The following is an 18,887-nucleotide window of genomic DNA, read 5'->3' as shown; positions in this document are numbered from 1 at the left end:
GGAACGGGTCGGGCGTTGGGGCAGAATTCACGGAGGAGGAAATAATGGCAACTACGGAAATGAACGTTGGGGATCGTTCGCGCCCCATGACTGCGGAGGAACGAAAGGTCATCATGGCCTCGTCCGCCGGCACAGTCTTCGAATGGTACGATTTCTATCTCTACGGCTCGCTCGCCGCGATCATCGGCGCGCAGTTCTTCACGGCATTTCCGGAAGCCACGCGCAACGTCTTTGCGCTTCTGGCCTTTGCCGCCGGCTTCATCGTGCGCCCCTTCGGCGCGCTGGTCTTTGGTGCGCTGGGCGATCTGATCGGCCGCAAATATACCTTCCTTATGACGATCTTGATCATGGGCGGTTCGACATTCCTCGTTGGCATGCTTCCGGGCTACAGTTCCTGGGGAGCCGCAGCGCCGATCATCCTGATCGTCCTGCGTATGTTGCAGGGCTTGGCGCTCGGTGGTGAATACGGTGGTGCCGCCGTCTATGTGGCCGAACATGCGCCGGCCAACCAGCGCGGCTATTTTACCGCCTTCATCCAGACGACGGCAACGCTCGGCCTGCTGCTCTCGCTGGTCGTCATCCTGTCGGTCCAGAGCTATGTCAACAGCCACTGGGATCCGACGCCGGTTCTCGACGCAGCCGGTGCGGCGGTCATGAATCCGGATGGAACGGCCAAGATGATCAAGGCTTTCGATCTCTGGGGATGGCGCATCCCGTTCCTCGGCTCGGTCGTCCTGCTGCTGATCTCGCTCTACATCCGCCTGCAGATGAATGAATCGCCCGCCTTCAAGAAGATGAAGGAAGAGGGTGCCGCCTCGAAGGCACCGCTGCGCGAAGCTTTCGGCACCTGGAAGAACGGCAAAATCGCCCTGATCGCGCTCTTCGGCCTCGTCGCCGGCCAGGCCGTCGTCTGGTATTCGGGCCAGTTCTACGCCCTGTTCTTCCTGCAGAACGTCATCAAGGTCGACAGCTTCACCGCCAACGTTCTCGTGGCATGGTCGCTGATCCTCGGCACCGGTGGCTTCCTGTTCTTCGGCTCGCTCTCCGACCGCATTGGTCGCAAGCCGATCATTCTAGCAGGCTGCCTGATTGCGGCTCTCACCTACAACTTCGTCTTCCCGCTGCTGACCAAGACGGCGAACCCGGCCCTTTACGCCGCTCATCAGACCCCGGTCACGGTGACGGCAGCCCCTGGCGACTGCTCGTTCCAGTTCAACCCGACGGGCACAGCCAAGTTCACCTCGTCCTGCGACATCGCCAAGTCGACGCTCGCCAAGACCTCGGTGAACTACGAAACGATCGAAGATCCGGCAGCAACCGCCGCTCAGGTCAAGGTCGGCGACACGGTCATCGCATCCTATGATGCCTCTGCGCTGACCGGCGACGACGTCAAGGCCGTTCCGGCGGCCTTCACCAAGTCGATCAACGATGCGCTGACGGCTGCCGGCTATCCGCTGGTCGCCGACAACAACCCGACGGTCGCCAAGGCGTCGAACTTCTTCGACATCTTCACCGGCCAGAAGATCGGCGTCATCCTGATCTTGACCTATCTCATCATCCTGGTGACCATGGTTTACGGTCCGATTGCCGCCATGCTTGTCGAACTCTACCCGACCCGCATCCGCTATTCCGGCTTGTCGTTGCCCTACCATATCGGCAACGGCTGGTTCGGCGGCCTGCTTCCGGCGACCGCATTCGCGATCTCGGCGCAGACCGGCAACGTCTATGGCGGTCTCTGGTACGCGATCATCATCGCCGGTGCGACCGTCGTCATCGGCGCGCTGCTGGTCCCCGGCAACACGCATAAGAAGGATATCTTCAAGGATTGATCGCCTCGAAGAGAAATGAGTGAGTGGGGACAGGCCGGCTTTGCCGGCCTGTTTCATTTCGGGTTCTGCTCTGCGATCTCCGGACATGCTGCAGACTTGATGCCGGGTGCTAGACGTTCTGACATCCAGACGAACAGTCGGCGCATGCAGGTCTTCAGGGAAGAAAGGGATTCTGATCCCTTTTCAGATAGAGGGCTGTGATTGCGGGAGCCCCGTTCCGACGGCGGGATGAGGCGAGGGACTTGCCTCACCAAATGCATCCTTGTGACGTCTTTCCTGTCAGTGACGTATTTTGCGAGCAATGCTCCAACCCGCGAGCATCACGCCAAGGATCAATCCATTGCTGACGATCCCGAGGCCGATGGCTTCGAAACGGTTGACGGTCGATGCCGCAGCGGTTGTCAGTGGAATGAGGATGGCGATGAAGACCACGCCCATGGCGAGCGGCATCCAGAGGCCCATATTTGCCCTGGTCCGCAATGCGGTCAGCAACAGGAAGAAGATCAACCCGATCCGAAACGGATCCATCAGTTGAGAAAGGACGATGTCCCCCATGGGTGGCCCCTCAGCTATTGTATTCGTTGATCAAGACATACCATTTTCTCGGTCCTGATCCGTGGCAGACTATGGGGTTGGCTGTGATGCGTCTAGACTGGACGGCGGAATAACCTGCCACCGCTTTCAAATACGTAGACGCGACCGCTGTTGTCCTGAAACCCGTTTCCCCGTTCGGTTCAAGCCCGGCCCATCACCTGCACTGTCCGTCCGGCACATCGAGGGTGTAAGATGTCTTGCCCGGTCCATCGGGTAGAACGGGAACGAGGTAAACCTTCAAGTCGCAGTCCTGCGTCCGGATCGTCCATTCTGCGGCACCATCCTTGCGCGTGCCGGTATTGCTGATTGCGCCGATCGGCTGCTGCCGCAGTATGTCCGCCAGTTTCGGATCGCCGAGGATCGTGCCGATCCGCTCAATGCTGTCATAGTAGCCGGATAGCGCTGCCTCGGACGAAGGGCCAAAACCTGTTGCGAAGAGTGCGGCGATCAAGACCAGGCGTTTCATTGGCGTCTCCCGAAATGCGTCAGCAAGGTTCCATGCGTAAGCCCATTTGGCAAGCTGCCTCCTGTCTCTGAAAGACGGCCCGGCTGCGCATTAACCCAGTCCGTAAATATTGGATTCAGCATTTGCACGTAAAGCTTTGTTAGCCATTCCCGGAGTTCCCGGGCGTATCCTCCTGCGCCCGGCCAACCTGCGAGTCACTGTATCATGCGTTTCAAGGCTCTTCCGTCGCTCCTCGCCCTTTCGCTGGTTCTGTCCGGCTGCACGGCGCGGACCAGCCCTGTCGATGCCTTGCGGCTGAAGCCCCAGCCGGCAGCCCAAGTCGCGCAAGCCCCGGCGCCTGTGCCGGCTGTCGCTGTAGACGAGCAGACGGGCGCGATTGCGTCTCCTAGCCCCGAAGCATTGGCCTGGGCCGGTGACACGCCAAGCCAGGCGCATTTCGAAGCGCCGCCCGTGACGGCCGGGATGACGGTTCCCGACCAGCGTCCTGTTGCCATGTTGATGCCGCCGGTTCCGCCGGCTTCCTCCCTGCCGCCCACCCTGGCGCCGGATGAAGAGCAGGCGCCGAGTGCGGGTAGCCGCCATCGGGTCTACAGCCAGCGTTTCCGCGACGCCAAGCCGATGAACTTCGGCAAGTTCAAGCCGAAGCATCACGCCGTGCACGGCGTCGACGTGTCCCGTTGGCAGGGCGATATCGATTGGGTGAAGCTGAGGAGCCAGGGGGCCAACTTCGCCTATATCAAGGCGACGGACGGAGGCGACCACACCGATCCCATGTTCCGCACCAATTGGCGTAAGGCAAAGGAAGCGGGCCTGAAGCGCGGCGCCTATCACTTCTTCTACTGGTGTCGCGTGGCGAGCGAACAGGCTGACTGGTTCATCCGCAACGTCCCGCGCGATCCAGACGCACTCCCGCCGGTGATCGACGTCGAATACAACGGCGAGTCGAGCTGCCGCTTCCGCCTGTCGCCAGAAAAGGCGCGGGAAAAGATGCAGGTCTTCATGGACCGCTTGGAGCGCCATTACGGCAAGCGCCCCGTCATCTATACAGCCCCGGACTTCTACAAGGACAATCTGGACGGCTATTTCCTTGACTATCCCTTCTGGCTGCGCTCGGTCGCCGCCCATCCGTCAAAGACCTATCCGGGCCGCAAATGGGTGTTCTGGCAATACTCCGGTTCAGGCCTGTCCCAGGGGGTGAACGGCAAGATCGACCTGAACGTCTTCCGTGGTTCGGTCGCAGACTGGCAGAATTGGGTGTCCGGCTCGAAGAGTTGGAACAGAGTGGCTGGTCTCCGTTAAGCCACTCTGACGGCTTCGCTTTCCACGGTGCTAAATGCCGACGCCCGGTTCAACCACCGGAGGGTCCGGATTTTCGTCTGGATTGGGGGTTGGCCACTCGTCCGGCAGCAGATCCGGCGCCGGCTCCTCGATCTCCGGTGCCCAGGTCGGTGCGGGCATCGGCGGCTGTTCAGTGGGGGGCGTCTGGCCTGGCGTGATGCCATCGACAATAGACATGACTGGTCTCCTTTCATGCTCTCGCGCAATGCATTTCATCCGCGATGAACAGGACAATCCTTGCGGGTGAGCGAAGGTTCCTTTCCTCTCGCGACCATTGGTTTTGGTCTCATCCGGAACCTTTCCTGCAACCTGCCGTTCGGTGCATTCAACTCGGCACAGAAGGTGGATGCGATGGACGCAATGGAGCAAAGAGGCTCTCGGCACACGGGCAAGGGCGCAGACCGGGAATACCGGGTGTTTCCAAAATCCTGGGGCGCAGAATATACCGCTGCGGGTGAAGTCCGTTTCCGCCTATGGGCGCCGTCGCTGGAAAAGCTGACGCTCCGTCTGGACGGTGAAGATGTCGCCATGTCGCCCGCTGCAGACGGCTGGTTTGAATTCCTGTCAACCAATGTCGCGCCCGGGACGCCTTACGCCTTCGTTCTGCCCGACGGGCTTGTGGTTCCGGATCCGGCAGGTCGGGCCCTGAAATCGGATGTTCACGGCCCCTCACTGATCGTCGACCCCACCGCCTATCGTTGGCGCAACACCGAGTGGAGCGGCCGCCCCTGGAGCGAGGCGGTTATTTACGAGCTGCATGTCGGGACTTTCACCGAAGAAGGCACTTTTGCGGCCGCCGCAGAAAAGCTGGAGGAATTGGCGGCGATTGGCATCACGGTGGTGGAGATGATGCCCATTGCGGCTTTCGGTGGCGAACGCGGTTGGGGCTATGATGGTGTGCTCTTCTATACGCCGCATCCTGCCTATGGTACCCCGGATGACCTGAAGGCTTTCGTCGATCGTGCCCATGATCTGGGCCTCATGGTGATGCTCGACGTCGTCTACAATCACTTCGGCATCGACGGAAATTATCTCTCCGTCTACGCGCCGGAAGTAATGCATACGGAGGGAACGCCTTGGGGCCCGACCATCGATTTTGGCCGCAGGCCCTGCCGAGACTTCGTCATTGAGAACGCGCTTTACTGGCTTGAAGAGTTCAATCTCGACGGCCTGCGTTTTGATGCCGCCGATCAGATCAAGGATGAGACGTCAAAAATCCACATTCTCGAAGAACTCGCCCTTGTCGCGCGCGAGACCTTCATTGGCCGACACGTCCATCTCGTCTTGGAAGACGGGCGTGGCCTGACCCGATTCCATGAGCGCAAGGAAGACAACGCCGTACGCCTCTATGACGGCGTCTGGAACGATGGCTATCACCACCTGGTCCACGCCTGGGCAACGGGTGAGCATGTAGGTCATTTCAAGCCGTTCGCACATGATTTCTGGCGGCGGATCGGCAGGAGCCTCGCAACCGGTTTTGTCCTCCAGGGGGAGACCATCGAAGGGGAAGGCGACAAGATCTTTGGGGAGCCGAGCGGTCATCTGCCGCCTGTGACGTTCGTCAACTTCTTGCAGAACCATGATCAGGTCGGCAACCGCGCTCGCGGTGATCGGCTCTGGACCCAGATCGATGATGATATTCGAAATCGGCTCATGGCCATGCTTCTGCTCTCCCCGCAGATACCGCTGGTGTTCATGGGCGATGAATTCGCCAGCCACTCCCGCTTCTATTTCTTCAGCGACTATCCGAAGGAGCTGCAGCAGAACACCCCGGAGGATCGGCTGAAACAGGCGCGCGATTTTGGCTCCGGTGACGATGTGACCTTGGATGAAGTCACCGATCCCAATGACCCCGAGACCTTCCGGATGTCGAAGATGAACTGGGAGGAGGCGCGGTCTCAGCGGCCACGGGAGGCACGCGATTTTTTTGCCGAGCTGTTGGGAAAACGCCGCGAACATCTGGTGCCGCTGCTGATCGATATCGGTGGGGGTGTCGGTCATGTACTGCAGGCGGAGGACGGGATCCTCGCGATCGACTGGCAGCTGGGAGAAGTTCGCTGGCAGTTTCGTGCCAACTTCACCGATGCCTCCGTCATGGTGCCTCCGGTCAGAGGGAAAACGGTTCATGTGTCTTCCGCCTCCGCCGAAAGCGATATGCGCGACCTTGGAGAACTGGCGGCGCAAAGCCTGATTTTCGTCCAGGGCTGAGGCCTGATCTTTTTTGGGCCTGCTCGGGAACCAAACGCCCTAAGCACCGTTTGGGATGAGATCAGGAGGAGTGCGGCCATGAGTGAGACCTATTGCGACATCATCCCCCATGCTGACGGCTGGGCCTATGTTCTTGAGGGACGGCAGTCCGCCGTCTATCCAAGCTACAGGCTGGCGGCGGAAGCCGCGCGGACCTGCTCGGAGCAGGTAGCCGGCAACAGGCGCAAGTTTGTCCTGCGCCAGCAAGATCTGCGCGGGCGCATGCTTGAAGTTCAGGGACGCTCGGACGTCTGGTCCCCAGCCGGACTTGCGTCATCGATGCAGGTCAGTGGAGCAGGGCAGGCCTAGACCTGCCGCTCCAGAAACTGCCAAGCGCGTGGGATCAGATACCCAAAGTCATTTAGAAGTATATGGGCGGCGGCGCTGGGCGTCGTCGCCTTTGCTCAGGTGCGGCCGCTTAAGGCTCGCCCGGAGACTGCATCTGCACCGTCACCTTCTCCACGCCCGGAACAGCCAGCGCAACTTCGACAGCCCGGTCGATTTCTCCGCGCGATCCGATGTGTCCACCAAGGAAAATTTCGCCCCCTTTCGCCACGACCGTCAATTCGGTGGCGTCGAGCCCGTGCGCAACCGCAATCGCTTCCGCCACTCGCTGCTCAAGTGCTGCGGCTGCAGGAAATTCTTCCGTGATGACCGGATCCTCCTCGTGGAACTGCTGTGGTTTGAAAACCATGTCTTGTCTCCTTTTGTTGCTGGAAGAGGAAACGCCGCAGCTAGCCTTTGGTTCGCCTTGTGTAAGGCGGGCCTATGTCTTCGCCGGAACCTAGCCCGAACATCGGGAACCTGCGGTGCAGCAAGGAGCAGGCCATGAAGCGACTGAGACGCTTCCTGCGCAACCTTTTCCCCACGGCCTCGATCGGGACTTACCTGACGATCATGGTGGCGCTGTCGACCCTGCCGCTGCTGGGCTTTGCCGCCGTCCTCCTGCTCGAGCTTGAGCGGTCGCAATTCCAGGCGCTTAAGGTCAATGCAGGGCGCGATGCCCAGGCCATCGGTAGAAGCATCGAGCGCAAGATTTCCGACATGGAGACCACCCTCACGCTCGTGGCCAATTCCCCTGAATTGCGCGAGGGCAATCTAGAAGCCTTCTACAAACGGGTCGGAGCGAGCCTTGAGGGAAGCTCGATGTATGTCTTGCTGGTCCGACGCGACGGCACGCAGCTTGTCAACACGCGCATGCCGTGGGGCACGCCTCTGCGTCCCATGTCCAACATAGCATCGCTGCAGGAAGCGCTGCGGTCTGGAAAGTCCACCCTGTCGGGCGTGTTCTTTGGCATGACCAGCCAACGCTGGGTCGTGAATATCACGATGCCGGTAAGTGCTGCCAACCCGGCAGGCGTAGCCGCAGTGGTTCTCACCCAGGATGCAGCCAGTCTCGCAAGTCACACCTCCCGGGAAAATTTACCGCCGCGCTGGTCTGCTGCGCTTCTCGACGACAAGGGCAAGGTAATCGTCGCAAGCGGTGTCGAAGACAGGCCGCCGGGACAGGCCTTTCCTGCCTCATGGCTGGAACTGATGTTCGGCGGAAACAACAACACCGTCTTCTACCAGGACGGAGAGCAGTATCTTCTGGGTTATGCCCAGGTAACGGATTGGCCGTGGCGCATTGCGGTATGGGGACCGGTCTCAAGTGCTCAGCAAACCTTTGTGACCGCCTGGAAAAGCCTCCTCCTCGGCAGTCTCGTCATCCTCGCGCTCAGCCTCGCCGTTGCGCTCATCGCTGCACATCAGCTACGCGCCTCGATCCGGACCATCGCCTGCATGGCCGATCGCATCGGACAAGGCGATATCGTTTCGCCCGAACGCACACGGATCCTGGAGGCCAACTATGTGGCGGTGGCCCTGTCGAACGCCTCGTTCGATCGAGCCGAGGCAGAGGAGCGCATTCATTTCATTCTCCAGGAACTGGTTCATCGGACGAAGAACATCCTTTCGCTGGTTCAGGCGATGATGCGGCAACTTGCCCGCGGCGCAGACAGCGTCGAAGACTTTCAGCGAGCAGTGAGCGGCAGATTGGCCGGGCTCGCCCAGTCGATCGAAGCGCTTGCCCGGCAGGAGTGGGGCGGCATTCCGCTGGCAACGCTCGTCGACCTGCAAATGGCGACCGTTGTCGGATCGGACGATCGTGTCGATCGGGGAGGACCTGATCTTCTCGTCAATGCGAGTGCAGTCCAGAACCTCGGTCTCGTCTTCCATGAACTGGCGACCAATTCCGTGAAATACGGTGCATTGTCTGTGCTGGAGGGGCGCATTCGGGTGGAATGGGCAATTGAGGGCGAAGGCAGCGAGGAGCCGAAGCTCCGGCTCACATGGACTGAACTTCATGGTCCGCCGGTCGTGGCTCCAACGCGGCGGGGTTTCGGCTCAACCGTTATCGAGCGCCACGCCGCCAGTTCCTTCTCCGGAGAAGTGACGATGGATTTCATGTCCAGCGGCTTGCGCTGGGTTCTGCTCGCGCCCCTTCATGCCTTCATCGGTGCCAACAAGCCCTGACCCGGAACCTTGCCGTCGTTTCGCCTGTTGTCTTCCCAACAGAATAGGAGAAACGGATATGACGACCGACCGAAACAATGCCCCTGCGACGAGGTCTGAGGGGAAGAAAGCCCAACAGATCGAAAAGGATGCCGCCGGCCAGTTCGTCGGCACCCAGCACGGTGGCAAAAGCGATGGTGTCGCCAGTGCAAAACCGACCGTCATTACCGGTTCCGAGGATGCCACCGCGCATAAATGGAGCCCGGACAAGAAGGATCCGCCGGACGACTGGGACGCCAATTTCGATCTTCGCGACCCAGACAAGTCCTGAGGGACTGAGCCACCCGGGCGCTTGTCACGTCCGGGGTTGCCCCTACGACGCTGCGCCGTCGGCGTTGCCGATGGTGATCCGGCGAAGAGCCTCGGCCCTTTCCTTGGCGGTATCGAGGATTTGGCGGATTTCCTCGCTCTTTTCATTGCCGCGCCCCAAGCCGGCGGAAGGTGTCGCTCCCGGATCTTCCGACCCGTCGCGCAGCAGAACCTCCTGCTCGAGATTCCGTAGCAGATGATTGGAGCCACCCGGTGCCAGCAGTGCCTCAGTCACCAGCGATATCAGGATCTCTCGATGGGCGTTCAAGCGGCCTTCGATCATCTGGCTCTCGATCTGCATGACTTCCTCCATGACGCGCTGTTGCGGCTAGGCAAGGGGAACAATGGAGGGCGGCAAAAGTTTCCCCATTAACCAAACTATCTCCTGAAAGGACAAGGCAATGGTCCAGACAGTCCGCCCTCCTCAGTGGCGCCGCTACCCCGATCCGCGCGACCGGTTGATCATCGCGCTCTTCGCCCAGCTGGAGGCCGAGCGCCAGACGCGTGAAACACTTCGCATGGCCCTGCGCTCAGGGGCGCTGGACCCGGCCGTGCTGGAAGCAATCTCGGAAGATCCAGTCCCTGCAACGAGCGACGATATCGCACAGCTGGAGCGGAGCATCGCACTGCGAGGCGGTCCGGTGAGGACTGAACACAGAGGAGAAGATTGGCGATGAAGATCAGGACATTAATGGTGACCGTGGGGCTGCTGAGCATGTTGGCCGCATGTGGTGACGGCGACGGCACCAGTGGCAGCGTGGGCTCTGGCTCACAGGACACGACGACTTCCGGTACGGTTCCGGCGGGTGAGGTTGATAAGGATCCCACACCTCAAACAGGGACCGGCGGCCCAAGCCAAAGCACCACGGACGGGCAGACCAGCCAGTAAACGATCGGCATAAACATCAAGGACCCGGCATCATGTGATGCCGGGTCCTTTTGTTATGGTGACGGATGAGGTCTCAGTGAGTGGCCTGGAACCGCTGTTCGGTCAGCCTGCCGTAAACTTCCGCATAGCTCTCGGCACTGCGATCCCAGGAATAATCTGCGCGCATGGCCTGCAGCTGCAGCCGTGCCCATTTGCGTTTGTCCTGATAAGCGTCTGCAGCGCGTCGGAGAGCCTGGCGCAGCCCCTCAGGCCGCACAGGATGGAACTGGAACCCGGTCGCCGCTCGTGCCGAAAGGGCGGCATCATTGGCGTCGATAATGGTTTCAGACAACCCGCCTGTGCGAGAAACCACCGGCACACAGCCATAGCGCATCGCGTAGAGCTGGGTGAGGCCGCAGGGCTCAAAGCGCGACGGCTGGATGATCGAATCCGATCCGCCATGGATGAGATGGGCCGTGGGCTCGTTGTAACCGACGCTGACCGCCATCTTGCCGGGGAAGCGCGCGGCGGTTTCCTTCAAGGCGTTCTCGATCGCATGGTCACCCTGACCAAGCACGATCAGCCTGCCGCCACGATAGAAAATCTCGTCGGCGACTTCGGCCAGCATGTCCATGCCCTTCTGCCATGTCACGCGCGTAACCGCGGAGAACAAGGGGCCATCGCCGGGCTGCAGGTTGAACCGCTCCAGCAGCAGGGCCTTGTTGTTCTTCTTGTTGCGAAGCGTCTTCATGTCGAAGCGGAAGGGGAGGTACGGGTCGGTCGACGGGTCCCAGACCTCGTTATCGATGCCGTTGACGATGCCCTGCAGGCGGTCGATCCGGGTGTTCAACACGCCGTCAAGACCCATGCCGAACGTTGGCGATAAGATCTCGCGGGCATAGGTGGGGCTTACCACCGTGATATGATCGGCGGTCATGAGGCCACCCTTGAGGTAGCTGATGTCGCCGAAATATTCCATAGAATCGACCGAATACACCTCGGGTGGGAGGCCGATTAGAGGCAGCAGATCGGACGAATACTGGCCTTGGAAGGCAAGGTTGTGGATCGTCAGCACCACCGGCACCGGCGATCCCATCTGACGCAGATAGACGGAGGTCAGCGCAGACTGCCAGTCATGGGTGTGCACGAGATCCGGACGCCAGCCGGGCAGGGCGCCCGCGGCGATTTCTGCACCGGCAAGTGACAGCACGGCGAACCGCTTCCAGTTGTCGTGGTGGTCGTAGCCGTTCTCATCCACATAGGGACCGCCTGGCCGGTCGTAGAGATTAGGCGCGTCTAGTACGAAGAGGCTGATACCATCGATTTCGAGATGACGCAGGGTCGCCTTTTCTCCCAGTAGATCGTCGAATTCCATGAGCGGCGGATGGAGCCGGGCAAGGGCGAGAATGGAGGGATAGCCAGGGATGAGCGTATGGGTTTCAATCCCGAAAGTCGCCAATGCCTTTGGCAGAGCACCGGTTACATCGGCCAGACCGCCGGTCTTCACGAGCGGATAGATCTCGGAGGTTACCGCAAGCACGTGCAGAGGGACACGGGTCACGGCGCGCCGCCGGTTGGCCACCTCATCCTCTTCACGATGATAGGCTTCCCTGACCCTCTGAATAAACTGTGCCCTGCTGAGGGCGAGTGTGAGATCGACTCCTGCCACTGTCGTTACCCCTTCCGGCTTCTCGCGGACTTGCGTCGCGGTTGAACGGCTTCTTCGGTAATGATCAGGCCTTCCTCCTCGGCCGACACCTGAGCTTGAGCGATACGCCGCTCCGCCTTTTCCGTCGTCTGCGCGGCGGCATCCTGCAGCCTTTCCCAGTCGTTCAGGGCGGTCAGCCAATGTGCCTCGTGCTCGCCGTCCGGGCGGCCGTTCTCTTCCCAAAGCGCGTAGGCGCGGCGGGCTATCCAGTCGTAGTCTCGTTCAGGCATGGCAATTCTCCGTCGTCGCCGCTGGCCTGGCTCCACGGGAATGACCTTCTCGATCGGGCGCGGTCTCGTCGCGCCCACCGCACCGGATTGATCGACCTCGGTACCCCCATACCTCTGGCCGATCCCCGGATTGTCATTCAAGGGGAACTGGCATCAGGAGAACGCAACCGCGGGGAAACGGTTCCCGGCGCAACCACCGATTTGATAGAGGACGGAACTCTTCCGGTAACGCCGCGTTTCCCGGGGCAGGCCCGAGCACAGATGGCGCGCAGGGGAGAGAGTTGGGTGGCACAAAGAGCGTTCTGGAAAGGCTATTTGAAGCTGTCGCTGGTCACCTGCCGAGTGGCCATGACACCGGCCGTCACGGAAAGCAACAAACTGCGCTTCCACAACATGAATCGCAAAACCGGCAACCGCGTCGTCAACCAGTATGTCGATGCGGAAACGGGAAAGCCGGTCGAGGACGAAGATCAGGTCAAGGGTTATGCTCGTGGCGAGGACGATTACGTCCTGTTCGAAGACGAGGAACTCGAAGACGTCGCATTGGAAAGCACCCGCACCATCGATATCGAAAGCTTCGTCCCGCAGAGCTCGATCGGCTGGATCTGGTACGACAGTCCGCATTTCCTCGCGCCCGCAGACAAGGTGAGTGAAGAAGCGTTCGCCGTCATTCGCGAAGCCATGCGCAAGTCTCAGACCGGTGGCATTGCCCGTCTCGTTCTCTATCGGCGGGAGCATTCAGTGCTGCTCGTTCCCCGCGACAACGGCATGGTGGTCTGGACCCTTCGCTATGGCGATGAAGTTCGGGATGCTGATCCCTTTTTCGCAAAGTCCGGTGAGGAAGCTCCGGCGGCTCGCGCCAAGACCATGATGAAAAAGCTGGTCGAAGCGCGTTTGCGCGATTGGTCGCCGAAGCTGGTTCAAGACCCGGTCGAGGAGCGGTTGCACGAGATCATTGCAATGCGCAGCAAGAAATCGAAGCGCAGCAAAGTAAAGGAAGCGCCCGAACCGGAGCGCAAGGATAATGTCATCGACATCATGGAAGCGCTTCGCCGCAGCCTCGCCTCCGAGAAAAAGACCACGTCCCGCAAATGAAAGGCTCTAGCGCTTGCGACGACCCTTGGGGGCAACGGTTGCGATGGGAGCTTCTGCCTTGCGGAAGTCGGCCCACGGATCGCTATCCAGATGCTCAAGCCGGCTCGGCGTGTTCTCTACCGTGAAATAGTTCGGCCCGATGCCTGGTCCCAACTCCTCGAAAGACAGCGGCATGGAGACCGGTGCACCGTCTCGGGCACGTGTCGAATACGGTGCGACCGCCGTATTGCCCCGACCGTTGCGCAGATAGTCGATCAGGATCTTGCCTTGACGTTTCGCCTTGCTGATCGTCGCGACATACTCTTCAGGGCTGTCGGCGGCCATGCCATCGGCAAGCGCCTTCATCGCCGCTTTCACCGCTGGCCACTCCGCCTTCGGCTTCACCGGCGCCACCACATGCAGGCCCTTGCCACCGGATGTCTTGACGAAGCCGGTGAGGCCCATGTCCTCGAACCGCTGCCGAACTTCGAAGGCAGCCTTGATCACCCGCTCCCAACTGACATCCGGGCCGGGGTCAAGGTCGATATTGACCATGTCGGGCCGCTCCAGGTCGCCCCCTCGCGACCCCCACGGATGGATCTCCAGCGCAGCCCCCTGCACGAGAGCCAGAAGCCCGTCGAGATCATGGATGCCGACAAGCGCCTGCTCGTCTTCGTCCTTCGGGTCGCGGATGGTGATGATTTCCTTGCGCATGCCCCGCCAGCCATGTTTCTGGAAGAAGCACGTGCCCGAATGGCCTTCTGGGCATCGCAACAAGGCGAGCGGTCTGTCGACGATGAAGGGCGCAATCCGCGGCCAGACCTGGACATAGTAGTCGGCAAGCCCTTCCTTTGTGACGCCGGCTTCCGGCCAGTAGAGCCTGTCTGGATGGGTCAGAGGAACGCTGCGTTTCGCCGAGACGCCGGCCGGAGCGGGTGCCTTGTTCGTGGGCTTCTCCTCGGTCTTTGCGTCGCTTTCCTGAACGACCTCGCTCGCTTTCTTGTCTTCGCGCAGCCCCCGAAATGACGCATGCCGAAGATGCGCGTCCCCGGTCCAGCCGCGAAATTCGACTTCGGCCACGAGGTCCGGAGCGACGAAAACGGCATCCTTCCGCTCCGGTCCGGTCAGCTTTCCGGCAAAGGGGCTTTTCGCCTGTACCAGGGGCTGAAGCCGCTGGAACAACTGTCTTGCGAGGCTCTGGCTATACCCTGTCCCGACGCGACCGACATGGCGCAACCCGTCCTTGTCGTTCACGCCCATGATCAGGGAACCGATAGCCTTGTCCGAAACGGAGGAGGGGACGTAGCCTCCGATTACCAGTTCCTGACGCGCCGTGCATTTCGACTTGACCCAGTCGCGTCCTCGGCCGGAGCGATAGGGTGCGTCAGCGACTTTGGAGATCACGCCCTCAAGGCTGAGCCGACAGGCATGTTTCAGGACAAGATCACCACTCTCATCGAAATGGGCCGAATACTTGAGCGGCCCATCGACCGCCGAGAGCAGAGGCTCCAGCAGGGACTTGCGATCCGTCAGCGAAACACCGGTGAGATCCTGTCCGTCAAGATGCATCAGATCGAAGATATAGTAGACGAAGCGGTCGCTGCGCCCGTCACTCAGATCGGCCTGTAGCAGAGAGAAATCGCTGCTGCCGTTGCCGGTCTCGACCACGATTTCTCCATCGAGCAGTGCTGTCTGAACGGGCAGGCCTTTCAGTGCTTTATGGATAGCCTCGCCGAAGCGTTCGGTCCAGTCCAGCCCCGTGCGGGTGAGAAGCTTGATCTCGCCATGGTCGATACGGGCTTCCATCCGATAGCCGTCGAGCTTGATCTCATGCAGCCAACGGCCTCCCGTCGGTACGGACTTGACCAGTGTCGCGAGTGCCGGCGGAACGAATTCCGGCAATTGGCCGGGCTTGGCGCCTTTGATCTTCCCAACTGCTTGAGGTTCGACCGAAACCTTCGCGGCAGCAGCTTTGGCGGGTGAGGCTTTGGCAGTCGCATTGCCAGGAGCTTTGGCAGTCGCTTTCGTCTTTGTCTTACGGGAATTCCACACTTTGGCCTTCCCGTCGCCTTTCAGGCTTTCGATCGGGCGCCCGCTTTTCACCGACAGCGGCATTTCCTCGATGATATCAGGGTCATCCTCGGCGCGAGCAAACTCGTCGTCACCTTTGATCAGCAGCCAGTTTTCCCGTGTTTCGCCCTCTCGGCCTGCCATCCGCACCAGATGCCAGTGGCCGTGCAACTTTTCTCCCTCGATCGAGAATTCCAGATGCCCCTTCTTGTAGCCCTTCGCCGGATCATGCAGCGGTTCCCAGCGGCCACGGTCCCAGACGATCACTTCGCCCGATCCATATTGTCCGGGTGGGATGACGCCTTCGAAGTCTCCGTAAGCCAGCGGATGATCCTCGACATGCACCGCGAGCCGTTTCTCGCCGGCAACGAGGCTCGGGCCGCGCGTAACGGCCCAGCTTTTCAGCACCCCATTCATTTCCAGGCGGAAATCGTAATGAAGCCGGCGAGCGGCGTGCTTTTGGATGACGAAGCTGTTGCCTTTGGTTTTCACCGCTGCCGCCTTCGGCTCCGGCGTCGCCTTGAAATCACGCTTGCGCCGATATTCCGACAGCGACATGGTCAGCTCGCCTTCTTCTGCCGCGCTGCGGGCGCGGGTGTCTTGCGGTCTTTTCCGGGTTTTGCCTTCACTTTGGTGTCGCTGGCGGCACCTGCGCTTTTACGCAGTGCGTCCAGAAGACTGGTCACATTCTCCGCCTTGCGTTTCGGCAATTTCTTCGGCTTGCGCCCCGCGATCTTGGCGCGCACCAGTTCAGCCAACGCCTCTTCATAGCGGTCTTCAAAGCCGGCCGGATCGAAGGTGCCCATCTTGGTATCGATGATGTGCCGCGCCAGATCGAGCATTTCAGGATCGATCTTCACCTTCGGAATGTCGCCGAAGCTCTCCGCCGGGTCGCGCACTTCGTAGTCGTAGTTCAGGGTCGTCGCGATAAGGCCCCGCCCCTGCGGTCGGATCAACACGCTTCGAACCCGGCGGAACAGCACGGTCTGCGCCACCGCAGCCACCTTGGCCGCTTCCATGCTGTCGCGGATCAGGTCATAGGCCTCGATGGACTGGGCATCGGCAGGGGCCAGGAAATAGGGGCGTTCGAGGTAAAGCGTATCAATATCCGAACACGGCAGAAATGCGGACATTTCAAGCCGCTTGTCGCTATCGGGCACGGCGTCCCGGATCTCGTCGGCTTCCAGTATCACCGTCTTGCCGTCAGCCTGATCATAGCCTTTGACGAGGTCATCCTTGTCGACTGGCTTGCCGGTGTCCTCGTCGACATATTGCCGCCGCACCCGGTTGCCCGTGTCCCGGTTGATGATGTGAAACGATGTGCGTTCCTGTGCGTCGATCGCGGAATAGAGCGCGACCGCGCATCCCACGTCTCCGATCGACAGATACCCTTTCCAGATCGCCCGTGCGCTCACGTCCAACTCCCGATGTTTCGCATCGAACGAGTGCCGAGACAGCTTTGTTCCACCCTGCTGCTTTACGCAAAAAAGCATGGCCTCAGACGGCCTGAACAAAAATGATCGCTAATATTAGCTACATCGGGACAACGTCGCAGCGTTATTAACCTTCAGGCAAGGAATTAACCATAAACATGAGTGGACACGTCGGAGTGGGACTCACCTCGAGTTTCCTTCGGGCATGACGCCGTCCCGTCGTACCGGTTTTGGTCCGGTTTGAAATGTTCATGGAATTTGTTCGACGAAACACCTGTCCCTGACGCGGATGGCAACGGAGACGTCATGTCTTCGCTCCTTCCAGTCATGTCGAACAGGAAGCTCGCCGAACCGACGGGGAAGCACCGGTCTCGAAAGAGCCGGCGGCGATGCGGTAGGAATGACAAGTCAGGGCATGTCGACGGAACGGGCGGCGGGATCACAGGCGGGAAGCCTGCGCGACCGGCTGCGCTTTGCCGGCCTCGACGAAGCCCAGTGCGACCTGCTGCGCCAGAACCGCCATCTGCTCTCCCCGCAATTGAAGACCGCTCTTCGGGATCTCTTTCAGCGCCTGCAAACATCACCCGATGCGGCGCGCGTCTTCACCAGTGAGCGGCAATACGACCGTCTCCACGATCTTCTGTCGTCCCACTGGGACGTGCTGACCGATGCCCGCTTCGATGCTCTCTATGCCGAGCGGGTCAAGGTGCTCTCCGACAGCGAAAGCCGGATGGGCCTCGATCCGCGCTGGCATATCGCCGGCCATGCCGTGGTGCTGGAGCATCTGGTCACCTCGGTCGTCTCCGAGGCCAACGGCTCCGGACTGCTGCCCTCCAGTCGACGCAAGCAGCGCGAGATAACCGATCTCGTCGGCTCTCTCATCCGGCTGGTCATGGTCGATGTCGAAATCGCCGTCTCGCTGCGCTTCAACGAACTACGCCTGAAGCATCACCGCGACCTCGCCGCCCAGCGGGCCGAGGATCGGGCCGAGTTCGATGCCATTTTCCGCCCTGTCATCGATGGACTGGCGGGCGGCGACCTGACCATCCGTATTGCCGAAGACGCACCGGAGGCCTTTTCCGACCTGTCGACGCGCATGAACGAGGCGCTTGAACAACTGCAGTCTGCCTTCCTCTCATCTGAGGAGAGGCTCGTGCGCGCCCGTTCCACAACCGAGCAGCTGGCCCAGGCGGCCCAGGACTATGCTGGCCGTGTCGAGGCCCAGTCGGAGACCCTGGGAGAAACCGGACGCGCGCTCGAAACCCTGACAGCCGGGGTGCGCGGCAGCGTCTCCCGCACCAGAAAGGCCGAAGGATCTGTCGCTGCCACCCGCCGCTCGGTAGAAGCGAGCGGCCACGTGGTTGGTGAAGCGATTGCGGCCATGGCTGAAATCGAGGCCTCCGCCGAACAGATCGGCCATATCATCGGCGCGATCGATGAGATTGCCTTCCAGACCAATCTTCTCGCCTTGAATGCGGGGATCGAAGCTGCCCGTGCAGGAGACAGCGGCCGTGGCTTTGCTGTCGTCGCTCAGGAAGTCCGGGCTCTGGCGCAGCGCTCGGCTGATGCCGCCCGCGAAATCAAGTCCCTTGTCACGACGACGAAGAACCAGGTTTCGGCCGGCGTTGACATGGTTGCAAGAACACAGGGCGCTATTGCCGATATCGTGGTTCAGGTCGGAGACATCAGCGGCACCGTGTCCGATCTCGCCCGTGAAACCGATCTGCATGCTGGCGAGCTCGGTAGCCTCACCTCAACGGTGGCCGGGATCGGTGTTGACCTTTCCGGCACGGCCGATCTTGCCCGTGGCACCAGCCAGGGCTCGCAGGATCTGCATGCCGTCATTCTTGAACTCGGAGCGACGATCCGCGAATTCCACATCGAGCGCCAGTCGCGTGCTCCCCGAAGCGCCCCGCACATTCAGATATCCGGCGGGCGCAACGGCGCAAGCACGGGCTTGCAGCCGACTGCGGCACACGCGGAGACGCTGGACGAAGACTTTGGAATGTCCTTCCCACTCGCAGGGCTGGGAGGTTGAGAAGATTGTTTACCACCATGCGCTACAACAGGATTCGACGGGCGTGCAATCCGATCAGAGCGGCGGTGAAAAGTTTAACCGCTGAAGGCTGTTCGCATGATTGCGCGGGCACCGTGAGACAAGGAAAGAA

At 60.7% G+C, this 18,887-nt stretch carries 18 protein-coding genes; 9 read left to right on the top strand and 9 right to left on the bottom strand.

The window, feature by feature from the left end; genetic code table 11:
• The first annotated feature begins 86 nt into the window (after positions 1-86).
• Positions 87-1,829 (top strand): MFS transporter, encoded by a 1,743-nt coding sequence (locus ASE36_RS06015; RefSeq protein ID WP_062278130.1) that lies wholly within the window; start codon positions 87-89, stop codon positions 1,827-1,829.
• A 279-nt stretch (positions 1,830-2,108) separates the two neighbouring features.
• Here the strand turns inward: ASE36_RS06015 and ASE36_RS06010 are convergent, their stop codons facing one another.
• Complete coding sequence (locus ASE36_RS06010; protein WP_062276473.1) at positions 2,109-2,384, bottom strand: hypothetical protein; 276 nt, start codon at positions 2,382-2,384, stop codon at positions 2,109-2,111.
• A gap of 193 nt (positions 2,385-2,577) precedes the next feature.
• Positions 2,578-2,889, bottom strand: a complete 312-nt coding sequence (locus ASE36_RS06005; RefSeq protein WP_062276471.1) for a hypothetical protein — start codon at positions 2,887-2,889, stop codon at positions 2,578-2,580.
• A gap of 204 nt (positions 2,890-3,093) precedes the next feature.
• Here ASE36_RS06005 and ASE36_RS06000 point away from each other — a divergent pair, with 204 nt between their 5' ends.
• The gene (locus ASE36_RS06000; RefSeq protein WP_062276469.1) at positions 3,094-4,188 is read left to right on the top strand and encodes a GH25 family lysozyme; all 1,095 of its coding nucleotides are present in this window, start codon (positions 3,094-3,096) and stop codon (positions 4,186-4,188) included.
• Between the two features lie 30 nt (positions 4,189-4,218).
• Here the strand turns inward: ASE36_RS06000 and ASE36_RS05995 are convergent, their stop codons facing one another.
• Entirely contained in the window at positions 4,219-4,404 is a 186-nt protein-coding gene (locus tag ASE36_RS05995; protein WP_062276467.1) for a hypothetical protein, read from the bottom strand.
• A gap of 66 nt (positions 4,405-4,470) precedes the next feature.
• Here ASE36_RS05995 and treZ point away from each other — a divergent pair, with 66 nt between their 5' ends.
• Positions 4,471-6,435: a malto-oligosyltrehalose trehalohydrolase gene (gene treZ, locus ASE36_RS05990; RefSeq protein ID WP_062276465.1), complete on the top strand. Its 1,965-nt coding sequence runs from the start codon at positions 4,471-4,473 to the stop codon at positions 6,433-6,435.
• Positions 6,436-6,513: 78 nt separating this feature from the next.
• Positions 6,514-6,783 carry a hypothetical protein gene (locus ASE36_RS05985; protein ID WP_062276463.1) on the top strand — a complete coding sequence of 90 codons (270 nt, stop codon included), beginning with the start codon at positions 6,514-6,516 and terminating at the stop codon, positions 6,781-6,783.
• 109 nt (positions 6,784-6,892) lie between these two features.
• Here ASE36_RS05985 and ASE36_RS05980 read toward each other — a convergent pair whose 3' ends face one another.
• Positions 6,893-7,168, bottom strand: a complete 276-nt coding sequence (locus ASE36_RS05980; RefSeq protein WP_062276462.1) for a BON domain-containing protein — start codon at positions 7,166-7,168, stop codon at positions 6,893-6,895.
• 134 nt (positions 7,169-7,302) lie between these two features.
• Here ASE36_RS05980 and ASE36_RS05975 point away from each other — a divergent pair, with 134 nt between their 5' ends.
• Together ASE36_RS05975 and ASE36_RS05970 are read left to right on the top strand one after the other, a co-directional pair.
• Positions 7,303-8,988 carry a sensor histidine kinase gene (locus ASE36_RS05975; protein ID WP_062276460.1) on the top strand — a complete coding sequence of 562 codons (1,686 nt, stop codon included), beginning with the start codon at positions 7,303-7,305 and terminating at the stop codon, positions 8,986-8,988.
• Between the two features lie 58 nt (positions 8,989-9,046).
• Positions 9,047-9,298, top strand: a complete 252-nt coding sequence (locus tag ASE36_RS05970; protein ID WP_244474668.1) for a hypothetical protein — start codon at positions 9,047-9,049, stop codon at positions 9,296-9,298.
• A gap of 42 nt (positions 9,299-9,340) precedes the next feature.
• Here the strand turns inward: ASE36_RS05970 and ASE36_RS05965 are convergent, their stop codons facing one another.
• The gene (locus ASE36_RS05965; protein WP_062276458.1) at positions 9,341-9,637 is read right to left on the bottom strand and encodes a hypothetical protein; all 297 of its coding nucleotides are present in this window, start codon (positions 9,635-9,637) and stop codon (positions 9,341-9,343) included.
• Positions 9,638-9,737: 100 nt separating this feature from the next.
• On the opposite strand from ASE36_RS05965, the gene ASE36_RS05960 reads away from it, so the two are divergent.
• On the top strand, positions 9,738-10,013 hold the full coding sequence (locus ASE36_RS05960; protein WP_062276457.1) for a hypothetical protein: 276 nt from the start codon (positions 9,738-9,740) through the stop codon (positions 10,011-10,013).
• Between the two features lie 285 nt (positions 10,014-10,298).
• On the opposite strand, the gene glgA is transcribed toward ASE36_RS05960, so the two are convergent.
• Both glgA and ASE36_RS05945 read right to left on the bottom strand, forming a co-directional pair.
• The gene (gene glgA, locus ASE36_RS05950) at positions 10,299-11,750 is read right to left on the bottom strand and encodes a glycogen synthase GlgA (protein ID WP_062278126.1); all 1,452 of its coding nucleotides are present in this window, start codon (positions 11,748-11,750) and stop codon (positions 10,299-10,301) included.
• Positions 11,751-11,878: 128 nt separating this feature from the next.
• Entirely contained in the window at positions 11,879-12,142 is a 264-nt protein-coding gene (locus tag ASE36_RS05945; protein ID WP_062276453.1) for a DUF2934 domain-containing protein, read from the bottom strand.
• Between the two features lie 285 nt (positions 12,143-12,427).
• On the opposite strand from ASE36_RS05945, the gene ASE36_RS05940 reads away from it, so the two are divergent.
• On the top strand, positions 12,428-13,237 hold the full coding sequence (locus ASE36_RS05940; RefSeq protein WP_062276451.1) for a Ku protein: 810 nt from the start codon (positions 12,428-12,430) through the stop codon (positions 13,235-13,237).
• 6 nt (positions 13,238-13,243) lie between these two features.
• Here the strand turns inward: ASE36_RS05940 and ligD are convergent, their stop codons facing one another.
• The gene (ligD, locus tag ASE36_RS05935; protein WP_062276449.1) at positions 13,244-15,844 is read right to left on the bottom strand and encodes a DNA ligase D; all 2,601 of its coding nucleotides are present in this window, start codon (positions 15,842-15,844) and stop codon (positions 13,244-13,246) included.
• Positions 15,845-15,846: 2 nt separating this feature from the next.
• Complete coding sequence (locus tag ASE36_RS05930; RefSeq protein WP_062278124.1) at positions 15,847-16,701, bottom strand: Ku protein; 855 nt, start codon at positions 16,699-16,701, stop codon at positions 15,847-15,849.
• Positions 16,702-17,134: 433 nt separating this feature from the next.
• On the opposite strand from ASE36_RS05930, the gene ASE36_RS05925 reads away from it, so the two are divergent.
• Positions 17,135-18,757 carry a globin-coupled sensor protein gene (locus ASE36_RS05925; RefSeq protein ID WP_062276447.1) on the top strand — a complete coding sequence of 541 codons (1,623 nt, stop codon included), beginning with the start codon at positions 17,135-17,137 and terminating at the stop codon, positions 18,755-18,757.
• Positions 18,758-18,887 lie beyond the last annotated feature (130 nt).

The sequence above is a fragment of the Rhizobium sp. Root274 genome (assembly GCF_001429245.1).
Taxonomy (GTDB): Bacteria; Pseudomonadota; Alphaproteobacteria; order Rhizobiales; family Rhizobiaceae; genus Allorhizobium.
The sequence above is the reverse complement of the archived record's forward strand: the minus strand, read 5'-3'. Positions and strand labels throughout refer to the sequence as shown.